23 protein-coding genes and 1 pseudogene are annotated in these 26,372 nt (G+C 68.6%); 8 read left to right on the forward strand and 16 right to left on the reverse strand.

Annotated features, from left to right (window positions below):
- Positions 1-141 precede the first annotated feature (141 nt).
- From EV137_RS31285 to EV137_RS31300, 4 genes are all read right to left on the reverse strand, one after another.
- Positions 142-2,688: an ATP-dependent Clp protease ATP-binding subunit gene (locus EV137_RS31285; protein WP_133785754.1), complete on the reverse strand. Its 2,547-nt coding sequence runs from the start codon at positions 2,686-2,688 to the stop codon at positions 142-144.
- 340 nt (positions 2,689-3,028) lie between these two features.
- Complete coding sequence (locus EV137_RS31290) at positions 3,029-3,358, reverse strand: histone-like nucleoid-structuring protein Lsr2 (protein ID WP_130384932.1); 330 nt, start codon at positions 3,356-3,358, stop codon at positions 3,029-3,031.
- A gap of 216 nt (positions 3,359-3,574) precedes the next feature.
- Positions 3,575-5,095, reverse strand: coding sequence for a lysine--tRNA ligase (gene lysS, locus EV137_RS31295; protein ID WP_134007817.1), 1,521 nt, complete (start codon positions 5,093-5,095; stop codon positions 3,575-3,577).
- Between the two features lie 10 nt (positions 5,096-5,105).
- The gene (locus EV137_RS31300; protein WP_134131759.1) at positions 5,106-6,329 is read right to left on the reverse strand and encodes an MFS transporter; all 1,224 of its coding nucleotides are present in this window, start codon (positions 6,327-6,329) and stop codon (positions 5,106-5,108) included.
- Positions 6,330-6,387: 58 nt separating this feature from the next.
- Here EV137_RS31300 and EV137_RS31305 point away from each other — a divergent pair, with 58 nt between their 5' ends.
- From EV137_RS31305 to EV137_RS31320, 4 genes are all read left to right on the forward strand, one after another.
- Positions 6,388-6,954: an ArsR/SmtB family transcription factor gene (locus EV137_RS31305; protein ID WP_166680059.1), complete on the forward strand. Its 567-nt coding sequence runs from the start codon at positions 6,388-6,390 to the stop codon at positions 6,952-6,954.
- A 74-nt stretch (positions 6,955-7,028) separates the two neighbouring features.
- Positions 7,029-7,475: an NfeD family protein gene (locus EV137_RS31310; protein ID WP_134007811.1), complete on the forward strand. Its 447-nt coding sequence runs from the start codon at positions 7,029-7,031 to the stop codon at positions 7,473-7,475.
- Positions 7,463-8,350, forward strand: a complete 888-nt coding sequence (locus EV137_RS31315; RefSeq protein ID WP_134131760.1) for an SPFH domain-containing protein — start codon at positions 7,463-7,465, stop codon at positions 8,348-8,350. The genes EV137_RS31310 and EV137_RS31315 overlap by 13 nt, the downstream gene beginning before the upstream one ends.
- 46 nt (positions 8,351-8,396) lie before the next feature.
- On the forward strand, positions 8,397-9,062 hold the full coding sequence (locus EV137_RS31320; protein WP_134007807.1) for a DedA family protein: 666 nt from the start codon (positions 8,397-8,399) through the stop codon (positions 9,060-9,062).
- Here EV137_RS31320 and EV137_RS31325 read toward each other — a convergent pair.
- Positions 9,048-10,346: a hypothetical protein gene (locus EV137_RS31325; RefSeq protein WP_238175713.1), complete on the reverse strand. Its 1,299-nt coding sequence runs from the start codon at positions 10,344-10,346 to the stop codon at positions 9,048-9,050. The genes EV137_RS31320 and EV137_RS31325 overlap by 15 nt on opposite strands.
- Before the next feature lie 132 nt (positions 10,347-10,478).
- Between EV137_RS31325 and EV137_RS31330 the strand changes: the two genes are divergently transcribed.
- The gene (locus EV137_RS31330) at positions 10,479-11,039 is read left to right on the forward strand and encodes a carboxymuconolactone decarboxylase family protein (protein WP_134131762.1); all 561 of its coding nucleotides are present in this window, start codon (positions 10,479-10,481) and stop codon (positions 11,037-11,039) included.
- Here the strand turns inward: EV137_RS31330 and EV137_RS31335 are convergent.
- The 7 genes from EV137_RS31335 to EV137_RS31365 form a co-directional block, all read right to left on the reverse strand.
- Positions 11,027-12,451, reverse strand: a complete 1,425-nt coding sequence (locus EV137_RS31335) for a multicopper oxidase family protein (RefSeq protein WP_134131763.1) — start codon at positions 12,449-12,451, stop codon at positions 11,027-11,029. The two genes, EV137_RS31330 and EV137_RS31335, sit on opposite strands and share 13 nt — an antisense overlap.
- Positions 12,452-12,486: 35 nt before the next feature.
- Entirely contained in the window at positions 12,487-12,924 is a 438-nt protein-coding gene (locus tag EV137_RS31340) for a DUF6220 domain-containing protein (protein WP_134007803.1), read from the reverse strand.
- A 77-nt stretch (positions 12,925-13,001) separates the two neighbouring features.
- Complete coding sequence (locus EV137_RS31345; protein ID WP_134131764.1) at positions 13,002-13,766, reverse strand: type III pantothenate kinase; 765 nt, start codon at positions 13,764-13,766, stop codon at positions 13,002-13,004.
- Complete coding sequence (gene nadC, locus EV137_RS31350) at positions 13,767-14,621, reverse strand: carboxylating nicotinate-nucleotide diphosphorylase (RefSeq protein WP_134131765.1); 855 nt, start codon at positions 14,619-14,621, stop codon at positions 13,767-13,769. It lies immediately after the preceding gene.
- Positions 14,614-16,272 (reverse strand): L-aspartate oxidase, encoded by a 1,659-nt coding sequence (locus tag EV137_RS31355; protein ID WP_134131766.1) that lies wholly within the window; start codon positions 16,270-16,272, stop codon positions 14,614-14,616. The genes nadC and EV137_RS31355 overlap by 8 nt, the downstream gene beginning before the upstream one ends.
- A 22-nt stretch (positions 16,273-16,294) precedes the next feature.
- Positions 16,295-17,122 (reverse strand): pantoate--beta-alanine ligase, encoded by an 828-nt coding sequence (panC, locus tag EV137_RS31360; RefSeq protein WP_133785767.1) that lies wholly within the window; start codon positions 17,120-17,122, stop codon positions 16,295-16,297.
- Entirely contained in the window at positions 17,119-17,967 is an 849-nt protein-coding gene (locus EV137_RS31365) for a Rossmann-like and DUF2520 domain-containing protein (RefSeq protein WP_134131767.1), read from the reverse strand. The genes panC and EV137_RS31365 overlap by 4 nt, the downstream gene beginning before the upstream one ends.
- Before the next feature lie 82 nt (positions 17,968-18,049).
- Here EV137_RS31365 and EV137_RS31370 point away from each other — a divergent pair, with 82 nt between their 5' ends.
- On the forward strand, positions 18,050-18,616 hold the full coding sequence (locus EV137_RS31370; RefSeq protein WP_166680060.1) for a 2'-5' RNA ligase family protein: 567 nt from the start codon (positions 18,050-18,052) through the stop codon (positions 18,614-18,616).
- Here the strand turns inward: EV137_RS31370 and EV137_RS31375 are convergent.
- Positions 18,606-21,383 carry an AAA family ATPase gene (locus EV137_RS31375; RefSeq protein WP_134131768.1) on the reverse strand — a complete coding sequence of 926 codons (2,778 nt, stop codon included), beginning with the start codon at positions 21,381-21,383 and terminating at the stop codon, positions 18,606-18,608. The genes EV137_RS31370 and EV137_RS31375 overlap by 11 nt on opposite strands.
- A gap of 51 nt (positions 21,384-21,434) precedes the next feature.
- On the opposite strand from EV137_RS31375, the pseudogene EV137_RS41165 reads away from it, so the two are divergent.
- A pseudogene (locus EV137_RS41165) lies at positions 21,435-22,076 on the forward strand (SAM-dependent methyltransferase); the annotation flags it as partial.
- 104 nt (positions 22,077-22,180) lie between these two features.
- Here EV137_RS41165 and EV137_RS31385 read toward each other — a convergent pair.
- Positions 22,181-23,587 (reverse strand): PH domain-containing protein, encoded by a 1,407-nt coding sequence (locus EV137_RS31385; protein ID WP_166680061.1) that lies wholly within the window; start codon positions 23,585-23,587, stop codon positions 22,181-22,183.
- An 11-nt stretch (positions 23,588-23,598) separates the two neighbouring features.
- Positions 23,599-24,087 (reverse strand): PH domain-containing protein, encoded by a 489-nt coding sequence (locus EV137_RS31390; protein WP_134131771.1) that lies wholly within the window; start codon positions 24,085-24,087, stop codon positions 23,599-23,601.
- A 26-nt stretch (positions 24,088-24,113) separates the two neighbouring features.
- Between EV137_RS31390 and EV137_RS31395 the strand changes: the two genes are divergently transcribed.
- Positions 24,114-25,313, forward strand: coding sequence for an NADH-quinone oxidoreductase subunit D (locus tag EV137_RS31395; RefSeq protein WP_133785773.1), 1,200 nt, complete (start codon positions 24,114-24,116; stop codon positions 25,311-25,313).
- A gap of 54 nt (positions 25,314-25,367) precedes the next feature.
- Here EV137_RS31395 and EV137_RS31400 read toward each other — a convergent pair whose 3' ends face one another.
- Positions 25,368-26,324, reverse strand: coding sequence for a putative endonuclease domain-containing protein (locus EV137_RS31400; protein WP_134131772.1), 957 nt, complete (start codon positions 26,322-26,324; stop codon positions 25,368-25,370).
- Positions 26,325-26,372 lie beyond the last annotated feature (48 nt).

Genomic DNA, 26,372 nt, shown 5'->3' on the forward strand with positions numbered 1-26,372 from the left:
CCTCCGGTCTTGGTTGGGCGCTTCCTCACCGTTAAGTACCGGGTGGGGCGAGCGCCCGGTTGCATTCCCCGGAACTGGCAGGCGTACGACGAGGGCCCCGCGGACATGGTGTCCGCGGGGCCCTCGCTACCGGCTACTGGCTCAGCTGTCCTGGAGACCTGTGGTGCCGGTCGTGCCACCGGTGGTGAGGTCGGTGAGCTCCAGGTCGGAGGCCGACGACTTCTGGTTACCGGTGAAGGTGAAGTACTCCGGCAGTCCGTCGCCGTCGACCGTGCCTTCCGGTGCCGCGTCGACCAGGACGATCTGACCGGGGCGCAGTTCCCCGAACAGGATCTTCTCGGCCAGCACGTCCTCGATGTCGCGCTGCAGTGCGCGGCGCAGCGGACGGGCACCCAGGACCGGGTCGAAACCACGCTTCGCGGCGAGTTCCTTCGCCGCCGGCGTGAGCTCGATGCCCATGTCCTTGTCCTTCAGCCGCAGCTCGATCTGGGCCACCATCAGGTCCACGATCCGGACGATGTCCTCCATCGTGTGCTGGTGGAAGACCACGATCTCGTCGACGCGGTTCAGGAACTCCGGCCGGAAGTGCTGCTTCAGCTCCTCGGTGACCTTCGACTTCATCTTCTCGTACGACGACGTGGTGTCGCTGGCCTGCGAGAAGCCCAGGGAGACCGCCTTGGCGATGTCCTTGGTACCGAGGTTCGTGGTCATGATGATCACAGTGTTCTTGAAGTCGACCACGCGGCCCTGGGCGTCGGTCAGCCGACCCTCGTCCAGGATCTGCAGCAGCGAGTTGAAGATGTCCGGGTGGGCCTTCTCCACCTCGTCGAACAGCACCACGCTGAACGGCTTGCGGCGCACCTTCTCGGTCAGCTGGCCACCCTCTTCGTAGCCGACGTACCCAGGAGGCGAACCGAACAGCCGGGAAGCGGTGTGCTTCTCCGAGTACTCCGACATGTCGAGGCTGATCAGCGCGTGCTCGTCGCCGAACAGGAACTCGGTCAGCGCCTTCGACAGCTCGGTCTTACCGACACCGGACGGGCCGGCGAAGATGAACGAGCCGCTCGGGCGGCGCGGGTCCTTCAGGCCGGCGCGGGTACGCCGGATCGAGCGGGACAGCGCCTTGACCGCGTCGGTCTGGCCGACGTACCGCTTGGCCAGCTCCTTCTCCATGTCGAGCAGCCGCGAGGACTCCTCCTCGGTCAGCTTGAAGACCGGGATGCCGGTCGCGGTGCTGAGCACCTCGGCGATCAGCTCCTCGTCGACCTCGGCGACGACGTCCATGTCGCCGGCCTTCCACTGCTTCTCGCGCTCGGCCTTCGCGTTGATCAGCTTCTTCTCGTCGTCCCGCAGCCGGGCGGCGCGCTCGAAGTCCTGCGCGTCGATCGCCGATTCCTTCTCCCGGCGCACGGTGGCGATCTTCTCGTCGAACTCGCGCAGGTCCGGCGGCGCGGTCATCCGGCGGATCCGGAGCCGGGCACCGGCCTCGTCGATCAGGTCGATCGCCTTGTCCGGCAGGAACCGGTCCGAGATGTACCGGTCGGCCATCTGCGCGGCGTTCACCAGCGCGGCGTCGGTGATGGTCACCCGGTGGTGCGCCTCGTACCGGTCGCGGAGGCCCTTGAGGATCTCGATCGTGTGGGCGATCGAGGGCTCGGCCACCTGGATCGGCTGGAAGCGGCGCTCCAGCGCGGCGTCCTTCTCGACGTACTTGCGGTACTCGTCGAGGGTGGTGGCGCCGATCGTCTGCAGCTCACCGCGGGCCAGCATCGGCTTCAGGATGCTCGCCGCGTCGATCGCGCCCTCGGCCGCACCGGCCCCGACGAGGGTGTGGATCTCGTCGATGAACAGCACGATGTCGCCGCGGGTGCGGATCTCCTTGAGCACCTTCTTCAGGCGTTCCTCGAAATCACCGCGGTAGCGCGAACCGGCTACCAGGGCGCCCAGGTCGAGCGAGTAGATCTGCTTGTCCTTCAGCGTCTCCGGGACGTCACCACGGACGATCTGCTGGGCCAGACCTTCCACGATGGCGGTCTTGCCGACGCCCGGCTCACCGATCAGGACAGGGTTGTTCTTGGTCCGCCGGGACAGCACCTGCATGACCCGCTCGATCTCGGTCTCGCGCCCGATCACCGGGTCGAGCTTCGCCTCACGAGCGGACTGGGTGTAGTTCCGGCCGAACTGGTCGAGCACCAGGGAGCTGCTGGGTGCACCCTCCGGAGCCGTGCCCTGCGGCGACGACTCCTTGCCCTGGTAACCGCTCAGCAGCTGGATGACCTGCTGCCGGACCTTGTTCAGGTCCGCACCGAGCTTGACCAGGACCTGCGCTGCGACACCCTCACCCTCACGGATGAGGCCGAGCAGGATGTGCTCGGTGCCGATGTAGTTGTGGCCCAGTTGCAGGGCCTCGCGCAGGGAGAGCTCCAGCACCTTCTTGGCGCGGGGGGTGAACGGGATGTGCCCGCTCGGTGCCTGCTGCCCCTGGCCGATGATCTCCTCGACCTGGGAGCGGACGGCTTCGAGCGAGATACCCAGGCTCTCGAGAGCCTTGGCGGCGACCCCTTCACCCTCGTGGATCAGGCCGAGCAGGATGTGCTCGGTCCCGATGTAGTTGTGGCTGAGCATCCTGGCTTCTTCCTGTGCCAGGACGACTACCCGACGGGCGCGGTCCGTAAATCGTTCAAACATCGCCAAAGCGCTCCTTGCCTCAGAGGAGTCGGACGTGCCGTGTTGGCCGACCCCCGTACATGCATGCTAGTCCCCGGTACCGACAGGCTCGCTCTCGGCGAACATCTGATCACGCGTCCATCGGCAGTCCGGGTGGCATCACAAGGGAACAACCGCACTGGTAACCAGCGTGTTCCCGGTTCACCGCGATCCGACAGCGTGTTCGCCACCAGCGAATTCCCAGAACTGCCTGCCCGGTCAGCCATCAGGCCCGACACGCCGTGTCCCACTCTGTGAAACAACCGGAATGCGGACGGCCCCGGCACCCGCATTGGGGTGCCGGGACCGGCGACAGCTGGAATTACTTCGCGTCGTTGTACGCCGCGCGTACCTCGGCGGAGATCCGGCCGCGCTCGCTGACCTCGTAGCCGTTCTCCTTGGCCCAGGCCCGGATGTCCGCGGAGTCCGAGGCCGACCGGCCGCGGCCGCGCGCCCGGCCCGCCGCACCCCGGCGGCCGGCCACCCGGCGGCCCGAGCCGACGTACGCGGCGAGGGCGTCGCGCAGTTTCGCGGCGTTCTTCTTGGACAGGTCGATCTCATAGGTCGTTCCGTCCAGCCCGAAAGTGACGGTCTCGTCGGCCTTACCGCCGTCGAGATCGTCCTCGAGAACCACCTGCACCCTTTGCGCCATCGATGACAACCTTTCCGCGCCCGCCATCGGGCACAATCCCCTGCTGAATTGTTAGCACCTGATTTGTACCGCACAAACCAGGTGCTTGTCATTCATCGACGCTGCGCAGTCACGGTGACCTTGAGTATTCATCCGGTACGAACCGGCCGGGCCGGAATGAATTCGGCCCCGGGATTTGCCAAGGCCGACCGTTGTGCTATGCAACGAACTGGAAAATCACTCCGGACGCAGCAACGGGAACAGAATCGTCTCCCGGATACCGGTCCCGGTGAGCAACATCACCAAGCGGTCCAGGCCCATCCCCATCCCGCCGGCCGGCGGCATCCCGAATTCCATCGCGCGCAGGAAGTCCTCGTCGAGATCCATCGCCTCCGGGTCGCCCGCGGCGGCCTGCAACGACTGCTCCACCAGGCGATCGCGCTGGATCACCGGGTCGTTCAGCTCTGAGTACGCGACCCCGAGTTCGACACCGTTGAAGAACAGGTCCCAGGCCTCGACCAGCCCCGGAATTTCCCGGTGCGGCTTCGCCAGCGGTCGCGCCGACTCCGGATAGTCGCGGACAAAGGTGGGCTGGATCAGGGTGTGCTCGCAGAGCTTCTCGAACAAGTCGACGGCGATCTCGCCGGCATTCCGGCCCGGCTGCAACTCGACGTCGTGCTGCTCGGCCAACTTGGTCAGACCAGCCAGGTCGGTGGTCGCGTCGACACTCTCCCCGACCGCTTCCGAGAGCAGCCCGAAAAGCGTCGCATGCCGGAACGGCTGCTCGATGTCGATGGTGGAACCGTCGCGCCCGGTGACCGTCGTACGACCGATCGCACGGCCCGCGTTCCGGATCAGCTCCTGGATCAGCTCGGCCATCGTGTCGTAATCGCCGTACGCCTGATACGCCTCGATCATCGAGAATTCCGCGGAGTGGGTGGAGTCCAGGCCCTCGTTACGGAACGTCCGGCCGATCTCGTACACCCGGTCGACGCCGCCGATCATCGCCCGCTTGAGGTCGAGCTCGAGCGCGATCCGGAGCTTCATCTCCTGGTCGAACGCGTTCAGGTGGGTCGAGAACGGCCGGGCCGCGGCGCCGCCGTTGGTCAGCTGCAGCACCGGCGTCTCGACCTCGACGAAGCCGTGACCGTCGTACGTCGCGCGCAGCGCCTTCAGGACGGCTGCCTTCGCGCGGACCATCTCGCGCGCCTCGGGGCGGACGATCAGGTCGACGTACCGCATCCGGACGCGGGCCTCTTCGCTGAGCGGCTTGTGCTCGTTCGGCAGCGGGCGGAGGGTCTTCGCGGCCATCTGCCACGCGGTCGCCTGCACGGACAGCTCACCGCGCCGGCTGGTGATCACCTCGCCCTGGACGGCCAGCAGGTCGCCGATGTCGACGAGTTGCTTGAACCGGGCCAGCTCCTCCTCGCCGAGGTCGGCGAGCGAGAACATCACCTGCAGCTCGGTCCCGTCCCCCTCGCGGAGCCGGACGAAGCAGAGCTTGCCGGTGTTGCGCAGGAAGATCACCCGGCCGGCCACCGAGACCTGCTCGCCGGTCCGGGTGTCGGGCTCCAGGTCCTGCGCGTCGTACTTCGCCCGCAGGTCCTTGAGCAGGTGCGTCCGGGCCACCGAGATCGGGTACGGCGGCACTCCTTCCGCCAGCAGGCGGTCACGCTTCTCCCGGCGAACCCGCATCTGCTCGGGCAGGTCGTCCTGCCCGCTGTCGGGGTTCACCGGGTCCACGTGTGCGTCAGTCATGCCCCAAAGGCTAGTGACTGACTGCCTCCAGCTCCGAATCCTTTGATTCGTCCTTGCTCCGGGCGACCAGGGCGCCGACGATCGCGGCGGCCACCACGCACGCCACTCCGCACGTCACGAACGTCCCGCGCGGACCGAGCAGAGCACCGGCCAGCCCGCCCAGCAGCATCGCGAGAATGCTGAACGAGCGGACCGTGCCGTTCAGGGCCGCGATCACTCGGCCACGGACGGCTTCGGCGGACCTGGTCACCACCAGTGCGCTGGTCGCCGCGTTCAGCAACCCGCTGCCGACGCCGATCGTGGTGGCCCCGATCAGCAGCGTCACGAGGTTGCCCGCCAGACCCATCAGTACGCTCGCCCCGCCGATCGCCGCCGTTCCCACGACGACTCCCACCGCCCGGGCCCGGTCGCCGTTCAGCCGGCCGCTGTACCAGGCTCCCACGATCGCCCCGGCTCCGGTCGCCGCGCCCGCCACGCCGTACAGAGCGGGCCCGAGGCCGAGCTCCCCGGTGATCAAGAACACTTCCACGACGTTGACCGCCTCGCCCACGACCACGAACATCCAGAGCGCCGGCACCAGGATCTTCAGGATGTCGTCACCGAAGATGGCGCGCAGTCCCGCCGACACCCCGCCGCGCTCGCGAGCGGCCCCGGGCTCCGGTCGGCGGCGGGTGCGGACCAGCTGCGCGATGACCACCAGGGCGAGGAAGGTCGCGGCGTCGACGAGCAGTGCGCCGCGGCTGCCGACCCAACCGACCAGCACACCACCGGCCGCCGAGCCGGCCAGCGTCGCGACCCCGATCAGCGCCTGGCTGGTGCCGGTGGTGCGACCGACGAGCTCCTCGCCGACGATCCGCGGGATCAGCGCACCCCATGCCGGTCCGGCGACGGCCTGGCCGATCTGAAGCACGCACACCAGCGCCAGCGTGTCGACCAGGTCGTGCACGAACGCCAGCCCGACGCCGGCGCCCACCTGCAGCAGCCCTGACCAGACCAGGACCGTCCGCGAGTCGAACCCGTCCACGATCCGCCCCGCGAACGGGATCATCACCACGGTCGGTACGGCGAACGCGAGCAGCAGTGCCGTGACGGCCGCCGGCCCGTGACCGTCGGAGACCCGCAGCATCAACGCGATCATCGCGATCGAGTCGCCCGCGTACGACAGCGCGCGAGCGGGCAGCACCAGCCGGATGTCCCGGAACGACCAGATCGAGGTCTGAAGTGTTTGCTTCATAGTTGTGAAGTAAACACTTCGGATTTTGCGGCGTCAAGGGGTTCGCTACGCTGACCTCGTGGCGAAGAAGAAGCGGCTGGTGATCACGGACCCGAAGGCGATCCGCGCCCTCGCGCACCCGGCCCGGCAGCGGGTCATCGACGAGCTGTTCAACGGCAAGGTGCTGACCGCCACCGAGTGCGCGGAGCTGGCCGGGCTGACGCCGTCCGCGATGAGCTACCACCTCCGCGCCCTGGAGAAGTGGGGCATCATCCAGCGCGCCGACGAGTCCGCCGACGGCCGCGAGCGGCCCTGGCAGGCGCCGGCCGCCAGCCTGGTGATCTCGTCGCAGTCCACCAGCGCCGGGCGGCTGGCCAGCCAGGCGATGATCAAGACCGCCATGGACGGCGTCCTCGACCAGTTCGTGGACATGGACGCGGACGACCCCTGGGACGATGTCAGTTCGATGAGCAGGTCCCGGCTGTGGCTGACCCATGACGAGGCGAAGAGGTTCAACGAAGAGCTGATCGAGGTCGTCGACCGCTACAAGAAGGGCCGGACGATCACCAGCCATCCGGCCGGCGCACGCGAGGTCACTTCGCTGATCGCCGTCGTACCGACCGGGGATCCGCCGGACAACAGCTGAACCGTTAGCTGCCTGACCGCGTATCCAGGAGTACCGTCGAATGTAGAGGTACTTTCCGCCGTCGGGTGGTCGCTATGCAGTCCTGGATCTTGTGGTTGATCGTCGCCGCCGTCCTCGGCACGGCCGAGTTGATGACAGCGACCTTCGACCTGCTCCTGCTCGCCGTCGCCGCGCTCTCGGCGGCCGCGGTCGGCGGGCTGGGACTCGGTATCGCCTTCCAGGTGCTGGCCTTCGCGGTCACCGCGGCGACCATGGTCACGCTGGTGCGCCCGGTCGCGCGCCGGCATCTGATGGGGCATCCGAAGCTGCGTACCGGTGTCGCCGCGCTGATCGGGCGCGAGGCCGTCGTACTCGCGCCGTGTGACCGGGACGCCGGCCGGGTCCGGATCGGCGGCGAGGAGTGGAGCGCCCGCTCCTACGACCCGCACCTGCAGATCCCCGCGGGCACCCGGGTCGACGTGTTCGCCATCGAGGGCGCTACCGCTCTCGTCCATCCTCAGGAGGAACCATGGCCGAACTGATCATCGGAATCGTCGTCGCGCTGCTCGCCGTCGTACTGGTCCTGCGGACCGTGCGGATCGTGCCGCAGGCGCGGGCCAGCAACGTCGAGCGCCTCGGCCGGTACCTGCGCACGCTCGAGCCCGGCCTGAACGTGGTGATCCCGTTCGTCGACCGGCCGCGGCAGCTGATCGACCTGCGCGAGCAGGTGGTGTCGTTCGAGCCGAACTCGGTGATCACCGAGGACAACCTGGTCGTCCACATCGACACGGTGCTGTACTTCCAGGTCACCGATCCGCGCGCCGCGGCGTACGAGATCCAGAACTACATCCAGGCGATCGAGCAGCTGACCGTGACCACGCTGCGGAACGTGATCGGCGCGCTGGACCTGGAGAAGACGCTGACGTCGCGCGAGCACATCAACTCGATCCTGCGTGGTGTCCTCGACGAGGCGTCCGGCAAGTGGGGGATCCGGGTGAACCGGGTCGAGCTGAAGGCCATCGAGCCGCCGGGATCGATCAAGGAGTCGATGGAGAAGCAGATGCGGGCCGAGCGGGAGAAGCGGGCCGCGATCCTGAACGCCGAGGGCGTGCGGCAGTCCCGGATCCTGACCGCGGAAGGCGACCGGCAGGCGGCGATCCTGCGCGCCGAGGGGCAGGCGAAGGCGATCGACACCGTGTTCGAGGCCATCCACCGCAACGACCCGGACCCCAAACTGCTCGCCTACCAGTACCTGCAGATGCTCCCCGAACTCGCCAAGGGCCCGGGCAACACCTTCTGGGTGATCCCCTCCGAGGTCACCACCGCGTTGCAGAACGTCACCAAGGCGTTCTCCGGCGAGACAGCCCCACAAATCCCCTCGGACAACGGCCACGCCCCTGAGATTCCCCGGAGTTAGTTGCCCTGACACCAAATAGGTTGTCTGGCGATGTCACTATGGGTGCATGGGGGAACCTCTACTCGCCCAGGCGATCGCCATTCCTACCGGGGTGGCCGTGCTGGCGTATCTGGTGGTCGGACTTGTCATCGGCCTGGAGAGCATGGGTGTGCCGCTGCCCGGTGAGACCACGCTCATCGCGGCCTCGCTGCTCGCGTCGCAGCAGCATCATCTGAAGATCGAGTTCGTGATCCTGGCCGCCGCCGCGGGTGCGATCATCGGCGACTCGATCGGGTACTTCATCGGCCGCAAGGCCGGCCGGCGGCTCTTCGAGCGGCTGGGCAAGCGGTTCCATCACTTCTCCGAGGACCGGATCGTCCGGGCCGAGAAGTACTTCCACAAGTACGGCGTCTGGACGGTGTTCTTCGGCCGCTTCGTCGCACTGCTGCGGATCTTCGCGGGCCCGATGGCCGGCATGCTGCGGATGCACTACCCGCGGTTCCTGGCCGCGAACGCGGCCGGCGGCATCGCCTGGGCGACCACGATCGGTGTCGTCGCGTACAAGATCGGCGACAACGCCGACAGGATCTTCGGCCGGGTGTCGGTCTTCGCGCTGATCGCCGTCGCGGTCGTGGCGGTCGCGCTGTACGTCGTACGCAAGGTCCGCAAGCGCCGTCGCGACGAGGCGGAGTCGGTTCCCGAGGCGGCGGCGACCGAGTCAGCGGACGTGTAGCTGCAACTGCGGCGTCGTGGTCCCGTCCATCGGCCGGCCGAACATCATCGCGCCGGGGATGACGAACCGGTAGACGAAGTCGCCCGGCTGCGCGGCCTTGAACGCGAGCGCGGCCTGGCCGTTGCGCATCGGCAGCGCCTTGGAGTCCACCCACCGGCGGGTCTGCCGGTTCCAGGCCTGCAGCATCACGGTCGTGTTCAGGGCCGGCTTCACGGCGACGGACACGGTCACGGTCGAGCCCTTCGCCGTCGCGGTGTTCCCGTTGGCGAATCCGGCCGACGCGACCCGGACGATGCTCTTCGTGTACGCCGGCTTGCTGGTCGAGGTACCTGTGTGTGTCCCGCCCTTGGTGTTCTCCGGCACGGTGATCTTGTACGGGCGGCTGCCGCCGGTCGGCACCGCGATGTCGTAGTACCCGCCGGCCGTCGTCGACCCGCGTGCCGCCGGTGTCCACCGCGAGCCCGGGGTGACCTGGGTCAGCACCACGACCGGTACGCCGGCCGGGGTCGCGCGCTGGCTCGTGCACGGCGAGTCGAGGTCGCAGCCGACCTGGTACAGGATGACCCGCCCGCGGACCCGGATCGGCACGCTGAACTGGGCCAGACTCGGCACAGCGGCGTTGATCGAGCTGGTCAGCCCGAGAACCTGCCCGCCGATGCTGGTGCTCCACTCGTTCTGGGTGCGCAGCTGGAAGGTGTACGGCGGTTTGACGCTCTTGATCACCTGCCGGTTCGAGGTCGTCGCCGGGCCGATCACCTTCAGCATCTGGCCGGGACGGCCGATCATCGGCACGTACCGCTGGGTCTTCTTGCCCTTCACGTCCAGCGGGTCGTTCGGCGTGAAGTCCTGCGGAGCGACCGGCACCGACCATCTGATCAGCACCCCGCGCCCCTGCTTCGCCACCGTCGCCGCGGTCGGCCGCACCGGACCGTCGGTGTCGAACACCGGCGACTTGGTGAGCTTGCTGGTCACGCCGCCTTGTGAAGTCCCGGTCGCGACGGCGACCTTGTAGTTCCCGTCCGCCGGGAACGCCGAGGTCGGGATCTCCCACCGGTTCGGTTCACCGGCCGGGACGTACTTCACGTACGACGGGCTCTCGCTGAGCACACCCTCGATCGTGATCCGGTTCGGTTGCCCGTTGTCCTTCCAGGTCACCAGCACCGCGGCCCGCCCGTTGGGCGCCCATGCGACGGCGACATCGGTCGGCGGCGGATCGGAGGCACAAGCAGTCAGCGAGGCAGCGCCCGCGACCACCGCCAGCGCTACGGCGAGCACGCGCCGCATTCCGACCACCCCTCGTCTCCTCACGACCAACCGGGTGAACCATACCCAGTCGCAGGTGCCCTCCCCCTACACCCGTTGCCGGATCGGTATCGCGCACTTACCTTGAAGTAAGCCAGTGAGGGGGGAACCACGATGGCATTCATCAGTACGCCGAACGTTCCGGAGATGTTCGCGGCGAATCGGGCGCCGGCTGGGCACGTGCCCAACTTCGTCCACACGTTCGCCGCGCGACCGGCCGTCTACGAGGCGTGGAAGCAGCTGAACGGCGCGATCAAGGAGTCGATGGACCTGCGCCGCTACGAGCTCGCCACGCTGGCCGCGGCGACCGCGCTGAAGTCGAGCTACTGCAGCCTCGCGCACGGCCAGGTCCTGGCCGACAAGTTCTACACCGCCGAGGAAGTCGCGGCGCTCGTCGACGAGCCGGCGCACGACCCGGTCGACCGCGCTGTGATGGCCTTCGCCCGCCAGGTCGCGCTCGCCGCGGACACTGTCACCCAGGCGGACGTCGACGTACTGAAAGCACTCGGCCTGACGGACGCCGACGTACTCGACGTGGCCCTGGCAGCAGCGGCCCGAGCGTTCTTCTCCAAGACCCTCGACGCCACCGGCACCCAACCCGACGAGGCCTTCAACGGCCTCCCCGAAACCCTCCGCACATCCCTCACGGTCGGGCGCCCGATCTACTCGGGCTGATTGTTCGGGGTGCCGCCGAGATGGTGGTCGGTGGTGACGCCGGCGTACATCAGGTGGGTCACGAGGCCTTGGGCGGCGTGCGGGAGGTTGTGGCAGTGGTCCATCCAGATGCCCGGGTTGTCGGCGACGAAGGCGACCTCGTAGGTCTCCTTGTCCTCGACGTTGAGGGAGTCCGTGCGCCACGGGCTCCCGGTCGCGCGCACCCCGTCGCGGCTCAGGACGACGACGTGGTGGCCGTGCAGGTGCATCGGATGGACCTGGCCTGACGTGTTCTTGATCGTCATCCGCACGATGTCGCCCTCGCGCACCACGAACATCGGCACGTCCGGGTACTGATGCCCGTTGATCGTCCACCACAGCCCGGGCTTCCCGTCGAAGAACCCGATCCGGCGGCCGATGTCGTACCGGAACACCCGGGTCGCCTTCGCGGGATCGAACCCGATCGGTTTCGGCGCTCCGTAGTTCAGCAGGTCGACCCGGTCCCGCGGCTCGGTCCCGGTCGGCGCGTCGCCGTCCCCGATCACCAGCGTCGTCGGTCCGCCGCCGAGCCCGATCCGCACCGCCTTCGCCGTGGGAACCTCGAGGTCCACCCGGCCGCCCGCGGTGACGAGCACCGCCTTCCCGCTCACCTCGGTGGGCGCGTTCACCTCGCTCCCGTCGACCGCGACCACCTTGTACGACGCCCCGTCGACCCAGACCGCCATCGGTCCGTTGTCGGTGTTGATCAACCGCACCCGTGCGATCGGACCGGGCGCCTTCACGCGGCGTTCGCCGTACTCGCCGTTGACCGTGCGGACCTTGGCGTACGTGTGCACCGCCGCAATCACGTCCGCGGCGGTCGGCTGGACGATCAGTACGCCGTACAGCCCCTTCTGCACCTGCTCGTGCGAGACCTGGTGCGAGTGGTACCAGTACGTGCCGGCGTCCTTCGCGACGAAGCGGTACACGAAGGACTTGCCGGGCGGGATCGCGTCCTGCGTGACGCCCGCGACACCGTCCTCGGCATTCGGTACGTCGACCCCGTGCCAGTGCAATGTGATGCCCTCGGCAACGTTTTCGTTGTGCAGGGTGACCTGGACGAGATCGCCTTGTTTCGCGACGATCCGCGGCCCCGGCGACGTGTGGTTCAACGTGTACCCGTCCATCGGCCCGCGGCCGGGAAGGTGGAAACGCTCCTTGCGCGCGACGAGATCCACCGCGACATCCGGCTTCTGATCGGCAGGACCTGTCAGCCGGTTGAGGTCGGTCCCGTGATGCGCCGACGCCGGCCCGCCGCCGTAATCGGCGTACCCCATCGCCATCGGCGACAGGTCGTTCGGGATCAGGCTCCGCTGCCAGAAGAACCCGATCGGCGCCAGCACGACCAGTGTCGCGACCACCGCGATCAGCGCACGCCGAGACGGCGATCGCATCCTCACGACCGCCGTCCGTCAGTTGCCAACAGCATCTAGATCGTCGAGGCCGGGGACGCTGCGGCCGTCGTCACCGGCTGAGACCCTGCTCGCCGGGCCGCCATGCCCGCGACCGCCAGCAGCGCGAACGCGTTCAGCCCGTGCAGTGCGCCGACCGCGGATACGCCGAACGACAGGGCAGCCAGCCCGAACTGCAGGGCGACCAGACCGAAGACGTACAGCGCCCACTTGACGCCGCCGTCGACCTTCGCGAAGAACGAGACGATCAGCAACAGGATCGCCAGCAGTGGGATGACCCCGCTGCCCACGATGGTGTGGATCATGTGTCCGACGTTGGCATCGGAGTTCTTGTCGAACACCAGGCCGCCGTCGACGTCCTTGATGACCGTGAACCACGCGAGTGCGATCGCCATCGCCTGGACGACCACCAAGATCGCAATGAGCCCGGCCAGTGCCCGGTAAACAGACCTCATATTTCCCCCAACCCCTGAAGTCACCCCTAGGCTCATAGTGAGGCAGGTCACCTCAAGCGCACAAGAGGTTGCCGATCTCAGCCGTGGTTGCGGGCGAAGGCCTGATACAGACCGCGCAGGGTCAGCAACGGTTCGTCGCGGACCGCGGTGGTCAACTGGCCGGCCAGGAGTGGCGCGAGGGCGCCGGTGAGCACGACTGCGACGTCGTCGTTCAGAGACTGTTCGGTCCGGATCCGCGCGACCAGACCGTCGACCAGCGCGGCGAAGCCGTGGATCGCACCGGACTGCAGCGCCTCGACGGTGTTCTTCGCCACCACCGACCGCGGCCGCACCAGCTCGACCCGGCGCAGTTGCGCGGCCGCCTGCCCGAGCGCGTCGGACGCGGTTTCGATGCCCGGGGCAATCACTCCGCCGATGAAGGCGCCGGCCGGGTTCACCGCGTCGATCGTGATCGCCGTACCGACGTCGACGACCAGGCAGGGCGCGCCGTACAAGGTGGCGGCCGCCAGCGCGTTCGCGATCCGGTCCGTGCCGACCTCCCGCGGGTTGTCCACCAGCACCGGCAGCCCGGTCTTCACACCGGGCTCGACGACGACACTCGGCACACCCTGGTAGTAGCGCGACACGACGTCCCGCAACTCGTGCAGCACATGCGGTACGGCGGAGCACACGGCGATCCCGGACACCGGCGATTCACCCGTGAGCAGGCCCTGCAGCAGCACCGCCCACTCGTCCGCCGTACGACGCGGATCGGTCCCGACCCACCAGTGCCGCTTGACCGTGCCTTCGAACACCAGGCCGACCAGCGTCCTGGTGTTCTCGACGGCAACGGCCAGCAACACTCAGGCCTCCTTGAGGTCCAACCCGATGTCGAGCACCGGCGCGGAGTGTGTCAGCGCACCGACCGCGAGGAAGTCGACACCGGTCTCGGCGACCTCTCGCGCCCTGTCCAGGGTCAGCCCGCCAGAGGCCTCCAGCCGGGCGCGGCCGGCGACCTTCTCGACGGCTTCACGCAGCAACGGGACGTCCATGTTGTCCAGCAGGACCAGCTCGGCGCCGGACTCGACCGCGATCACCGCGTCCTCGACCGAGTCCACCTCGACCTCGATCCCGATCTCCGGATACGCCTTGCGCACCAGGCGGAACGCCTCCGCGACACCACCGGCCGCGATCACGTGGTTGTCCTTGATCAGCGCGGCGTCGGACAGGCCCATCCGGTGGTTCTTCCCGCCCCCGCAACGGACGGCGTACTTCTCGAGGGACCTGAGCAACGGCATGGTCTTGCGGGTGTCGCGGATGACCGCGCCGGTGCCCTCGACCGCATCGACCCAGTGCCGGGTCAGCGTGGCCACTCCACTCAGATGGCAGAGCAGGTTCAGCGTGGTGCGCTCGGCCGTCAGGAGCTGCCGCGTCTTGCCGCGGACCGTCATCAGGATGCCGCCGCGCTGCACCGAGTCGCCGTCGCGGACGGTGTGCTCGATCTCGATCTCGTCCGGCGCCGCGACCTGGCGCAACACCAGCTCCGCGATCTCCAGGCCCGCCACCACGCCGTCGGCGCGGGCGACCAACTCGGCGACCGACACCTGGTCCGGGTCGACCGTGGCGGTGGTCGTCACGTCGACGCCTCCGGCCAGGTCCTCCTCGATGGTTGCCCGCACGAGGTCACCGACCCACTGCCGGTCGACTGTCTCATCCATGCCGGTCATTCTCCTCGGATTCGCGCGAAACAAACGTGGCCTGTGGCACAGCCTGTTGATCAAGTGTCACGTCCAGGCTTCCGAACCAGTGCAGATCATCGCGGTCCGGGTGGTCCTCGCGCCAGTGCGCGCCACGGCTTTCTTCGCGGGCGGTCGCCGCGGCGATCAGCGCGGAGGCGACGGTCACCAGGTTCGTCGCCTCCCAGCCCGGCGTTCCCGGCTCGTCGTACGGCTGCTCGATCAGCTTGCCGATCGCCGCACCCGCCTCCGACAGACCGGTCGCGCTCCGGATCACGCCGGCGCCCACAGTCATCGCCCGCTGCAGCTCGGGTACGACGTCCGCGTCGACGAGTCCCGGCGTACGGCGGTCCACGACCGGCTCCCGCTGTTCGGGCAGCCCGTTCGCGAGGTGCGCGGCGATCCGGCGGGCGAACACGAGTCCTTCGAGCAACGAGTTCGAGGCGAGCCGGTTCGCGCCGTGTACGCCGGTGCACGCAACCTCACCGCAGGCGTACAGGCCGGGCACCGACGTCTGGCCGTTCAGGTCCGTCCACACGCCGCCCGATGAGTAGTGGCAGGCGGGGGCGACCGGGATCAGCTCGCGGACCGGGTCGATACCGTGCGAGCGGCAGGACGCGAGGATGGTCGGGAACCGTACCCGCCACTTCTCGTCGCCGAAGTGCCGGGCGTCCAGGTAGACGTGGTCCTTGCCGGTGGCAAGCATCTGGCGCATGATCGCCTTCGCCACGATGTCCCGCGGCGCCAGGTCGGCGAGCTCGTGCTGGCCTTGCATGAATCGCTTGCCGGTGTGGTCGACGAGGAACGCGCCCTCGCCGCGAACCGCCTCGGACACCAACGGCTGCTGGCCTTTCGCGCTCTTGCCCAGCCAGAGCACCGTCGGGTGGAACTGCACGAATTCCAGGTCCCGCACCTTCGCGCCGGCCCGGAGCGCGAGCGCCATGCCGTCACCGGTCGAGACGCTCGGGTTGGTTGTTGCCGCGTACAACTGTCCGAGACCGCCGGACGCCAGGATCACCGCCCGGGCACGGATCGCGCCGACGCCGTCGAGTTGTCCCTCGCCCATCACGTGCAACGTCACGCCGGCGATGGAGCCGTCGGCTGCGGCGAGCAGGTCGAGGACCAGGGCGTGCTCGACCAGCCGGATGCCCTTGGCCTGTTTGACCGCGGCAACCAGCGCCCGCTCGATCTCGGCGCCGGTCGCGTCGCCACCCGCGTGCGCGATCCGGTTGCGGTGATGCCCGCCCTCACGGCCGAGCGAGATCTCCCCGTCGGCCATGGTGTCAAAGCGTGCGCCGAGGTCGATGAGGTCGCGGACGGCGTCCGGGCCTTCGGTGACGAGCACCCGGACTGCCTCCGGGTCGCTCAGTCCGGCGCCGGCGACGAGCGTGTCCTGCAGGTGCTCCTCGGGAGAGTCCTCCGGGTGGAGGGCAGCGGCGATGCCGCCCTGCGCCCACTGCGTGGAGCCGGAAGCGACGACGTCCTTCGTCACCACCAGAACAGTGCCCAGCTCGCGGGCCTTGAGCGCGGCGCTCAGCCCGGCGACGCCGGAGCCGATCACCACCACGTCAACTGAGTCGGTCCAACCGGCCTCCGGCGCGGCCAACCGTTGCGGGACTGCAGGTGCGGTCATTCGGTGACCGTATCAACCGGATTCATCGAAGGGTGATGGAAATGTTGTCAATGAGACGGGTCAGGCCGACGCGGGCGGCGATCAGCATCCGGGCCTCGCCGGGGCCGATCACCGGGCCGAGATCGGGTGCGCGCAGGGCGAGATAGTCGATCTTGACCGACGGCACCGCCTCGAGCTCGGCCTGCGCCGCGGCCAGCACCGCATCCGGTCCGTTCATCCCCGCCTTCGCGCCGGCGCTCAGCGCCCGGTACAGCACCAGCGCCTCGTCACGCTCGGTCTCGCTCAGGTACCGGTTGCGTGAGGACAGCGCGAGACCGTCCGCCTCCCGCACGGTCGGCACCGGCACGATGTCGACGTCCATGTCGAGGTCGCAGACCATCTCGCGGATCAGCGTCAGCTGCTGGTAGTCCTTCTCGCCGAACAACGCCAGGTCGGGCGCGGTCAGGTGCAGCAGCTTCGACACCACGGTCAGTACGCCGGAGAAGTGGCCCGGCCGGAACACGCCTTCGAGCTCGTCCGCCAACGGGCCCGGATGCACCGTGATCGACGGCTCGTTCGGGTACAGCTCGTCCCGGGACGGGTTGAAGACCAGGTCGACACCCTCGTTCTTCGCGATCGCCAGGTCGCTGGCCAGCGTCCGCGGGTACCGGTCGAAGTCCTCGGTCGGCCCGAACTGCAACGGGTTCACGAAGATCGTCAGGACCACACTGCCGTCCGGCCCGACCCGTTCGCGGGCCTCGGCCAGCAGCGCGGCATGGCCGTCGTGCAGGGCGCCCATCGTCATCACGACCGCCCGTGGCCTGATCGCGGCCGCCGCTCGCAGTTCGGCCTTGGTCTGGGTGAGTCTCATCGCGGTGCCTCCCCTGTCCGGTCTGCCCGGTGCCCGTCCAGTACCTCGGTCAAGCGGCGGACCGTCTCCGCGTCCAGCCGCCCGTCCGTCGCCAGTTCCACAGTCGCCCGGGCCAGTTCGGCGTACGTGCGCCTCGTACTGTCCCGAAGTACTGCCAGGTGTGCTGCCACCGTGTCGGCATCGCCCCGGGCGATCGGCCCGGTGAGCGCATGATGACCGGATCGCAGCGTGTTGTCGAGGGTTGCGACGAGCAACGGCCGCAGTGTCGCCACCGGATCCGCCACTCCCGCCTCCCGCAGTACGGCGACTGCTTGCGAGACCAGTGTGGTGAGGTGGTTCGCGCCGTGGACCAGACCGGCGTGATAGCGCGCTCGCTGGTCGTCGGCGATCCACTGCACCTGTGCGCCCAGCGCCTTCACCAACCGCTCGACAATCGATCGTGCCGCATCAGGAGCGGTCGCAGTGAACATAACCCCGTCCAGGCTGACCAGACCGCCTGGAAACGTCATGGACGGGTGCAGCGCGACCGGCGTCGCAGCAAGCCCGCTTAGCGGGGCCAAGCCGTGCGCTCCGGACAGGTGCACGACGTACTGCGCACTGGTCAACGCCAGTGTGTGCGCAACGTCGTGAATCAGGTCGTCCGGTACGGCGACCAGTACGACGTCGGCGCACCTCGTGACCTCGTCAGCGGTCAGCACGGGCACAGCAGGCAGAAGGCGGGCGGCGCGGTCCAGGGACGCGTCCGAGCGCGCGGTGACTCCGACCAGGGGATGTCCGGCTGCCGCCAAGGCTGCTCCCAAGGCGGTTCCGGCCCGGCCGGCTCCGATCAAGCCGATCCGTTCCATCGCTCACTCTCTTCTCGTTCCAGTCCCGCTGCCGGGTACCAGACGATCTACCTATGAGCGTAGGTGATGAGAGCATGTGGCGGTGAGTGATGCGTGGGCAGCAGGTGCCGAATTGACCGCGATCCTGATCACAGTTCCCGAGCTGGCGGAGTACACGGAGCGTTGGCGTTCGGTGTCACGGTCGACCGCGAGACCACAGGTCCCGTTGACCGAGCTCATCCCGCCGCACGTGACTGTGCTGGTCCCCTGGGTTGCCGAGCCCACCGACACCGACCTGGCCCGGCTGAAGGCAGCTGTCACGTCCATCGAGCCGTTCGAGCTCAGCTTCCCGACCGCGGGCCAGTTCCCGAACGGTACGGCGTGGCTGAAGCCGGAGCCGTTCGACAAGGTGCGCTCGATACTCCTGTCCGTCTTCGACGCCTTCCCCGAGTGCCCGCCGTACGGCGGTGAGTTCCCGGACCCGCATCCGCACCTGACGATCTCGTCGTCCGCCCAAGGTGGTCCAGCCGTGGTAGCCGAGGCGAACGCCGCGCTGACAGCTGCACCGGCCCCGACCGTCCAGCTGACCGAGCTGGAGCTGTGGCGCGAGGACGCGGAGGGCATGTGGCACCAGCTCGCGGCCGTACCGCTGGGGTCCGCTACTTCCTGACCTGGAACCCCACCGCGCCGGCTGCCTTCTTGGCTTGCCAGTCCGCTGGCACGTCGGCCGGCGTCAGCTCACGCAACTGGTCGACGCTCGGGTCGGTGAGCGCACCGATCCGGACGGCCTGCTCGGACACCGTGGCCTCGAACAGGTTTCGCACGTCCCGACCGTTCCCGAACTCGGCCATGTGCCGGATCCGGTCGAGCAACGAGCCGACCCGCTCCACGACCCCGTCGGCCAGCAGGTACCCGGCCTTGCCACTCAGGTACTGGAAGATCTCCTGCAGCTCCGGCAACGAGTAGTCCGGGAACTCCAACGTCGTGGGCACCCGCGAACGCAGCCCGGGGTTCTGCAGGAACAGCCCCTCCATCGGCTCGGTGTACCCGGCCAGCACCACGACCAGGTCCTCGCGGTGCTCCTCCATCAGCTTGATCAGCGTGGCGAGCGCATCGGCCCCGTAGCCGCGCGCGTCTGCCAGCGTGTACGCCTCGTCGATGAACAGCACGCCGCCCAGGGCCTGCTCCACCAGGCGCTTCACCTTCGGCGCGGTCTGGCCGACGTACTGCCCCATCAGCTCGTTACCGCTCGTCTCCACCAGGTGGCCGACGCCGAGTAGACCGAGGTCGCGGTAGATCTCCGCGAGCAGCCGGGCCACGGTGGTCTTGCCGGTGCCCGGGTTGCCGGTGAACACCATGTGCCGGGACCGCTCGGTCGGCGGCATTCCGGCCTTGGACCGCAGTACGTCGGCCTGCGCCTCCGCGGCGAGCCGCTCCACGGTCGCCTTGACCTCGGTGAGCCCGGTCATCGCCGTCAGCTCGGACCGCGGATCTTCGTGGCGTGGCAGGTCGCCCAGGTTCTCGTCGGTCAGATCGGCGACGTCGGACCGCTCTATCGTCCGGACCTGCTCCATGGTCGGGGATTCCAGCGCGGACAGCCGGACCGCCTGCAGCGTCGCGATCCGCTCCAGCAGCGTCCGGACCGTCCGCGCATTGCCGAACCCCGGTGCCCGCGGCGCCTTGCGCAGCGCGGCCAGCGCCTGCTCGGACACCCCGTCGCCGAGCACGAAACCGGCCTGCTCGGCCGCCTGCAGGAAGATCTGGTGCAGCTCGGCGTCGGTGTAGTCCGGGAAGTTCACGAACGTCCGGATCCGCGACTTGAGGCCCGGGTTGCTCTCCACCAGCGAGTACATCTCGTTCGGGTAGCCGGCCATCACCACGACCAGGTTGTCGCGGTGCGTCTCCATCAGCTGGATCAGTGTGGCGACAGCCTCCCGGCCGAAGTCCCGCCCGGAGGTGTTGAACAGCGCGTACGCCTCGTCGATGAACAGCACGCCGCCCAGCGCACGCTCGACCACCTCGGTCACCCGGGGCGCCGTCTGGCCGACGTACGACGCGATCAGGTCGGCCCGCCCCACTTCGACCAGGTGGCCCGACGAGAGCATGCCCAGGTCCCGATAGACCTCGGCGAGGATCCGGGCGACCGTGGTCTTGCCGGTGCCCGGGTTGCCGCTGAAGACCAGGTGCCCCATCGGTTTCGGCAGCCGCAGCCCGGCTTCGGCGCGCAGCTTGGCGACCTTCGCCTCCGCGACCAGCTCGTGCACGCGGGCCTTCACCACGCCCAGACCGGTCATCTCGTTCAGGTCGGCGACAGGGTCGCCTGCCGTCGGCACATCCGCCCGCAGCTTGTCCGGTGCCTCGGCCTCGACCACGGCCTTCGGCGGCCGGAACGAGTGCAGGTCGCGCAGTCCCCGGAAGAAACCGGCGACCATGTACAGCTCTTTCGACGCCTTCGCCTTGTCCGGAAGGCCGTTGAGGCCGGCGCCGACCTGGTACATCGCAGCCAGGTACTCGCGGGCGTCGTACGGCGCTCCGGCCTCGACCGCCCGGATCATCCACGCCTGCCGCCGGCGCCGCCACTCGGCCGGATCCGTCCGGCTGGTCGCCTTGTCGAGCGCCTTCTGGACGTCGGCCGTCCCGGACGGGCCCAGCACCGAGAACGAGAGCCCGGCGGGCAGGTCGGTCCGTCCGATCTGCTGGAGCAGGCTCGCGATCTCCTCCGCGAACGGCTTCTCCGCCTCGGGCGTCACCGCCGCGATCCGTGCGTACGCCGCCTGCAGCCGGTTCATACCGTGCACCATCAGGTCGAGCGGGTTGCCGGACAGGTTCGGGTAGAGCTGGCGGACGTCGTCGCCGAACTCCTCGATCCAGCGCTTCAGCACCGCCGGCCGGGACTGGGTGAGGTGCAGGTCGAGCAGCTCCGGACTGGCGAGAACGTGGTCCAGCATGGACGCCATCGCCTTCCGGCGGGCCTCCAGTCCCGGGATGCCGGTCAGCAGGTCCAGCATCTCCCGGCAGGCCCGGATGACCTCCTCCTGCGAGTCCCGGTCCCGCCGGAGCGGGTACGGAATGTCGAAGGACGCGCCGGTCTCGCGCCAGTTGGCGATGTCCGTGTCGATCTCCTGCTGCTCCTCGCGCCACTGGTTGAGCAGCAGAAAGTGCAGATTCCGCGCGCCGCCGACGAGGATGCCGAGCGCCGGCCACAGGCTCTTGAACACGAAGTAGAACGTGTCCACCAGCAGCGGTGAGCCCTCGATGAAGTACTTGTTGCTGGCCGATACCCTGCCCAGCGTTGGCCGGTCCACCAGATCCGCGATCTTGTCCTTCGTCGCGGCGAGCCACTCCGGAGTGACGACGTACGGCGGTTCGGCGCCGACCACATCGAATGCCGGGTCACCCTCGAACAGGACCGCGAGCTCCTCCGGAAGTTTCGCCACGATGCCTGATCCTAGGATCGTGGCGGTCCATACCTCTCCGAAGGGCGCGTGATGACCGAGACCTTCCGAGACGCCTGGCAACAGGCGCTGTACGGCCCTGGCGGTTTCTACCGCCGGGAGCGTCCGTCTGCGCATTTCCGTACGTCGGTCCACGCGTCCGCCCTGTTCGGGCAGGCCATCGCGCGCCTGGCCGGTCAGCTCGGCCTGGACGCGGTCGTGGACATCGCCGCCGGTTCTGGTGAGCTGGGCAAGGTCCTGCGCGCAGAGGGCCTGACGGTCGTCGACATCGAGCTGGACGATCAACTGCCCGAGCGCCTGACCGGACTGGTCATCGCCAACGAGTGGCTCGACAACGTTCCGTGTGAGGTGGTCGAGTGGGACGAGGACGGCGTACCGCGCTATCTGGCCGCTGACCTGACACCGGGGGACGTTGTGGACGGCAACGACCTGGACTGGTTGCGTGAATGGTGGCCTGGCGACCCCGGTGACCGGGCCGAGGTCGGCAGGGCACGTGACGAGGCCTGGCAGGACGTGATGCGGCGGCTCGCGGACGGCGCAGTCGCGATCGCCATCGACTACGGGCACCTGAAGTCGACCAGGCCGCCGTACGGGACCCTGACCGGTTTCCGCTCGGGTCGTGAGTGCTCACCGGATCCCGACGGCAGCTGCGACATCACGGCCCATGTGGCGCTTGACTCGCTCGGCGGCACCATCGTGAGCCAGCGGGACGCCCTGCGAGCCTTGGGCGTCAGCGGGTCCCGGCCGAGCCTCGAGCTGGCTCAGACCGAGCCGCTGCGCTACCTGTCCGAGCTGTCGTCAGCCGGCGAGGCTGCAGAGTTACTGGACCCGTCCGGACTCGGTGGGTTCGGCTGGGTCTGGACGGCGACCGACGCAGCCACCGTACGGCGGGCCTCGCGCGCCCTCTCCGCCTGAGCCGCCACCAGCGCCGCAGCCTCGACCTGGTCGCGGTGCAGCGCGGTGGCGTCGGTCGGACCCAGTGGGGTGTCCACATGCACGCTGGCCAACCCCAGGCGCCGCTGGATCGGCCCCTGCTCCAGCCGGACCGACTGCGTCTTGTGGTGCAACACGATCGACGTACGGCGGCTCACCCAGCCGCGCGTGGTGACCATGACCTGGTCGTCGACGCCGTACATCAAGTAGCGCCAGCCGATCGGACGCAGCCACTTGGCACGCTCCGGTGCCGGGTGCAGCTGGATGCGGCTCAGGTCGAACCCGGGCAACACCCGCGCGAGGACGTAGGCCACCTCGGCACGCTCGCCGACCGGTAGCAACTGTGCGCCCTCCAGCGCGTCGTCGCCGTCCTCCTTCTGACCGGCCACGCCCGCGATGTCCAGCTCGACCCGGGACCAGCCGAGCAGCCGCCAGATCAGCGGTTCGGTGATCAGCAGGCCCTGCACGCGGCCGGGAGGCACTGTCTGGCGTTGAACGTCGAACAGGCCACGTTTCGTCCGCAGCCCATGACTGGACTCGGACAGCGTGAACCCGTGGTTCCCCACGACCTGCTTCCAGATCGGCTGCACCACACCGAGCAGCAAGGGCAGACCGGCGAACAGACCGATGTGGAAGTCCAGCACCATGGTCGCGACGATCAGCCAGACCAGTGCGCCGGCACTACCGACGACGGTCGACGACAGCAGCGTCGCACCGAGCAGGCGGTTGGTGGGGACCGTCAGCAGCGGCGGAGCCAGCGCCTCGGCCTGCTGATCGTGCTCCTGCTGCTCAGCAGCCCTCTCGCCCTTGGCGCGGACCAGCAGCGTGGTGCGGAGCTGCTGCGCCTCGTCGTACCGGAAGTAGCTCAGCTTGCCGTCGCTCTTGCCGCCACCGGCCACGTCCATGCGCAGCTCGGCCATACCGAACAGCCGCGCGACGAACGGCTGCGCCACGTCGATCGCCTGGATCCGGTCGAACCGGATGATCCGGGTCCGGCGGAACAGGAATCCGCTGTCCACCCGGATCGCGTCGGCGGTCAGCTGCCACTTGGTGAACCACCAGGACAGGGCGCCGAGCAGGATGCCGCCCACGAGCACACCGGCCAGGCCGATACCGGCGACCGTCAGGTTGCTCCGCAGACCCTCGTTGTTGACCAGGGCGACGGCCGCGACGACGAAGTACCCCCATCCCTTGACGAATGGGGTGAGTGGGTGAAGCCGCTGTCCGACGACCTCGACGGTCTGCTGTGTCACCGGTTCTTGACTCACAGGCCCCACGCCTGTGACTGACCGAGAGCGGACAACCTGTCACGGAGCCGGCCGGCCTCGTCCGGGTGCAGCCCCGGGATCTTCGCGTCGGTGGCCGGCGTCGCGGTGTGCAGCTCCACCGTGGCCATCCCGTACGCCCGCTCCAGTGGCCCGGCGGTCACATCCACGAACTGCATCCGGCCGTACGGTACGACGACCAGCTCACGGAACATGACCCCGTGGCTGACCAGCAGCTCGTCCTCACGCTCGGCGTACTTCCAGGAGCGCTGGTTACGGCCGATCAGCACCCACGCCCAGCCGAGAAGCAGTGCGATCAGCACGACCGCAAGTACGCCGTACAGCCAGCTCAGCGTCAGCCCGAGCACGACCAGCGCCGCGATCGCGACCAGCCCGGCGACGATCGCCGCGTTCAGCCGGCGCAGCGTGGCGAGCTTGGGCGAGACCGGCGTCCAACTGACATCCGAGGGTGCGAAGAGGTCGTCCACGGGTAAAGCCTGTCACGATAGTGGTCATGAGCACGGAAAGAGTCGTGGGAGTCGGCGCGGGAGCCGCAGGATTCGACCCGGCGTACGAACGGGGTGGGACCGGCGCCGGCTCGGAGCTGGCGACCTCCGACATGGTGCTCAACATCGGGCCCCAGCACCCGGCGACCCATGGCGTACTGCGGCTGCGGCTGACCCTCGACGGCGAGCGGATCGTCGGCTGCGAGCCGATCATCGGCTACATGCACCGCGGCGCGGAGAAGCTGTTCGAGGTCCGCGACTACCGGCAGATCATCGTCCTCGCGAACCGGCACGACTGGCTGTCCGCGTTCGCCAACGAGCTCGGTGTCGTGCACGCGGTCGAGCGGATGATGGGCCTCGAGGTCCCCGTCCGCGCGGTCTGGCTGCGGACCCTGCTGGCCGAGCTGAACCGGGTCCTGAACCACCTGATGTTCCTCGGCTCGTACCCGCTCGAGCTCGGCGCGATCACGCCGGTGTTCTACGCGTTCCGCGAGCGCGAGACGATCCAGGCCGTGATGGAGGAGCTGTCCGGCGGCCGGATGCACTACATGTTCAACCGGGTCGGCGGCCTGAAGGAGGACCTGCCGTACGGCTGGCTCGGCCGCGCGGCCGCCGCCTCCGCCGCGGTCCGGACCCGGCTGCCCGACATCGAGGAGATCATCCTCGGCAACGAGATCTTCCGCGCCCGCACGGTCGGCGTCGGCAAGCTCTCCCCCGAACTCGTCGCGCAGTACGGCGTCTCCGGGCCGATCGCCCGCGCCTCCGGGGTCGACGCCGACCTCCGCCGCGACGAGCCGTACCTGGCATACGGCGAACTGCAGGACGTGCTCCGCGTAGTCACCCGTCCCGAAGGCGACTGCTTCGCCCGGTTCGCCGTACTGCTCGAACAGGTCAAGGTCTCGCTCGACCTGGTCGACGCCTGCCTCGACAAGCTGTCCACGCTGCCGGCCGGCCCGGTCAACGTCCGGCTCCCGAAGATCCTCAAGGTCCCCGAGGGCCAGACCTACGCCTGGACCGAAAGCCCCCTCGGCATCAACGGCTACTACCTGGTGTCCCGCGGCGACAAGACCCCCTGGCGCCTCAAGCTCCGCTCAGCCAGCTTCAACAACATCTCCGCCCTCCCCGCCCTACTCCCCGGCACCATGATCCCCGACATGATCGCCATCCTCGGCAGCATGTTCTTCGTAGTCGGCGACATCGACAAGTAGAGGGTGTCTGGGAAACAAATGTGCGTCTGGTGACGAATACTTTCCCAGCCACGATCAGCGGACGGGGCAGGACGGGCGGCTGCAGGGGCGCGCGGAGAGGGTGGGGGCCTTGCGACGCATCACTTGCAGGACCTGCACGGCTGCCGCACACGGACGGCTCGTGACGTCGAGCCAGCCGTAACGCAAGGTCGTCTCCGACCTCAGGGCTGCACGGTTGTCGCGATCGAGATCTCGCCACCGCTGGTCGGGTGCGAAATGGAAGCGGCCGTCCAACTCGACCACCAACTCGTACAGGACGTACGCGACATCCGTGAACTCGTCGTCAACAGCCCGCTGGCGCTGCCCCGACGGTAGGCCGTGAGCTCGCTCGACGTCTCGCAGGTACCGAAGTTCGAGCAACGAGTGCGTGCCCTGCGCGACGTCCGCGAGGATCGGACGCAGCGCAGCGCCGTAGCGGAGCCGGCGGCCCGCGAGTGCGGCCAGGATCTGGTCGGGCCTCACCCTGCCGCTCTGGCAAGCCTCCGCGACGACTGCCGCGGCGGCATCCAAGGATCGGGAGATGCCGACGATCTCCAGAACCGCCTCGGCGGGCCGGCTTCGTGGCGGTCTGACCGCGGCCAGACGTTCCTCCCAGTGCGCGTCCCGGGTGATCACAACATTCGGGCGAGCGCGAACCCGTCGGCGCCATGGAATCGTCACGTACACCGGACGCCGGTCGTCAGGCCTGATCAGGCCGAACTGTTCCGCGGCCGTGTAGTGACTCCAAGCGGCCTCCGGCCCCGCGTAGAGCAGCGCCGCCACGAGTTGCTCGTCGTACCCGACGGGACCAGTGTGTGTCACATACACACCAGGATGAATGGTTTGCCAGCGGCGGCTGCGAAGCCGGCGCCGTACTTCGACGTCGGACACCCCGGCGGCCGACAGTTGCGCACGCGCCACGACGCGATGTTGCTCGTGTATCAGGACCGCGAGGCCCTCGTCCTCGAGTTGTTGCCGCCACCACCAATCCACGGCATCAGCGTGACGGATTTCGCCGACCGCCGCAGACCCCCTGTGGAC

This window comes from Kribbella pratensis (assembly GCF_004366075.1).
Taxonomy (GTDB): Bacteria; Actinomycetota; Actinomycetes; order Propionibacteriales; family Kribbellaceae; genus Kribbella; species Kribbella pratensis.

Excerpts from the sequence above, each read along its gene's own strand:
- EV137_RS31340 (WP_134007803.1), bottom strand. The coding sequence starts at position 12,924 with ATGAGGTCTGTTTACCGGGCACTGGCCGGGCTCATTGCGATCTTGGTG.
- panC (WP_133785767.1), bottom strand. The coding sequence starts at position 17,122 with ATGAGACTCACCCAGACCAAGGCCGAACTGCGAGCGGCGGCCGCGATC.
- EV137_RS31310 (WP_134007811.1), top strand. The coding sequence starts at position 7,029 with ATGCAGTCCTGGATCTTGTGGTTGATCGTCGCCGCCGTCCTCGGCACG.
- EV137_RS31325 (WP_238175713.1), bottom strand. The coding sequence starts at position 10,346 with ATGCGGCGCGTGCTCGCCGTAGCGCTGGCGGTGGTCGCGGGCGCTGCC.
- EV137_RS31315 (WP_134131760.1), top strand. The coding sequence starts at position 7,463 with ATGGCCGAACTGATCATCGGAATCGTCGTCGCGCTGCTCGCCGTCGTA.
- EV137_RS31395 (WP_133785773.1), top strand. The coding sequence starts at position 24,114 with ATGAGCACGGAAAGAGTCGTGGGAGTCGGCGCGGGAGCCGCAGGATTC.
- EV137_RS31365 (WP_134131767.1), bottom strand. The coding sequence starts at position 17,967 with ATGGAACGGATCGGCTTGATCGGAGCCGGCCGGGCCGGAACCGCCTTG.
- EV137_RS31330 (WP_134131762.1), top strand. The coding sequence starts at position 10,479 with ATGGCATTCATCAGTACGCCGAACGTTCCGGAGATGTTCGCGGCGAAT.
- EV137_RS31300 (WP_134131759.1), bottom strand. The coding sequence starts at position 6,329 with ATGAAGCAAACACTTCAGACCTCGATCTGGTCGTTCCGGGACATCCGG.
- EV137_RS31355 (WP_134131766.1), bottom strand. The coding sequence starts at position 16,272 with ATGACCGCACCTGCAGTCCCGCAACGGTTGGCCGCGCCGGAGGCCGGT.
- EV137_RS31285 (WP_133785754.1), bottom strand. The coding sequence starts at position 2,688 with ATGTTTGAACGATTTACGGACCGCGCCCGTCGGGTAGTCGTCCTGGCA.
- nadC (WP_134131765.1), bottom strand. The coding sequence starts at position 14,621 with ATGGATGAGACAGTCGACCGGCAGTGGGTCGGTGACCTCGTGCGGGCA.
- EV137_RS31320 (WP_134007807.1), top strand. The coding sequence starts at position 8,397 with ATGGGGGAACCTCTACTCGCCCAGGCGATCGCCATTCCTACCGGGGTG.
- EV137_RS31290 (WP_130384932.1), bottom strand. The coding sequence starts at position 3,358 with ATGGCGCAAAGGGTGCAGGTGGTTCTCGAGGACGATCTCGACGGCGGT.
- lysS (WP_134007817.1), bottom strand. The coding sequence starts at position 5,095 with ATGACTGACGCACACGTGGACCCGGTGAACCCCGACAGCGGGCAGGAC.
- EV137_RS31335 (WP_134131763.1), bottom strand. The coding sequence starts at position 12,451 with ATGCGATCGCCGTCTCGGCGTGCGCTGATCGCGGTGGTCGCGACACTG.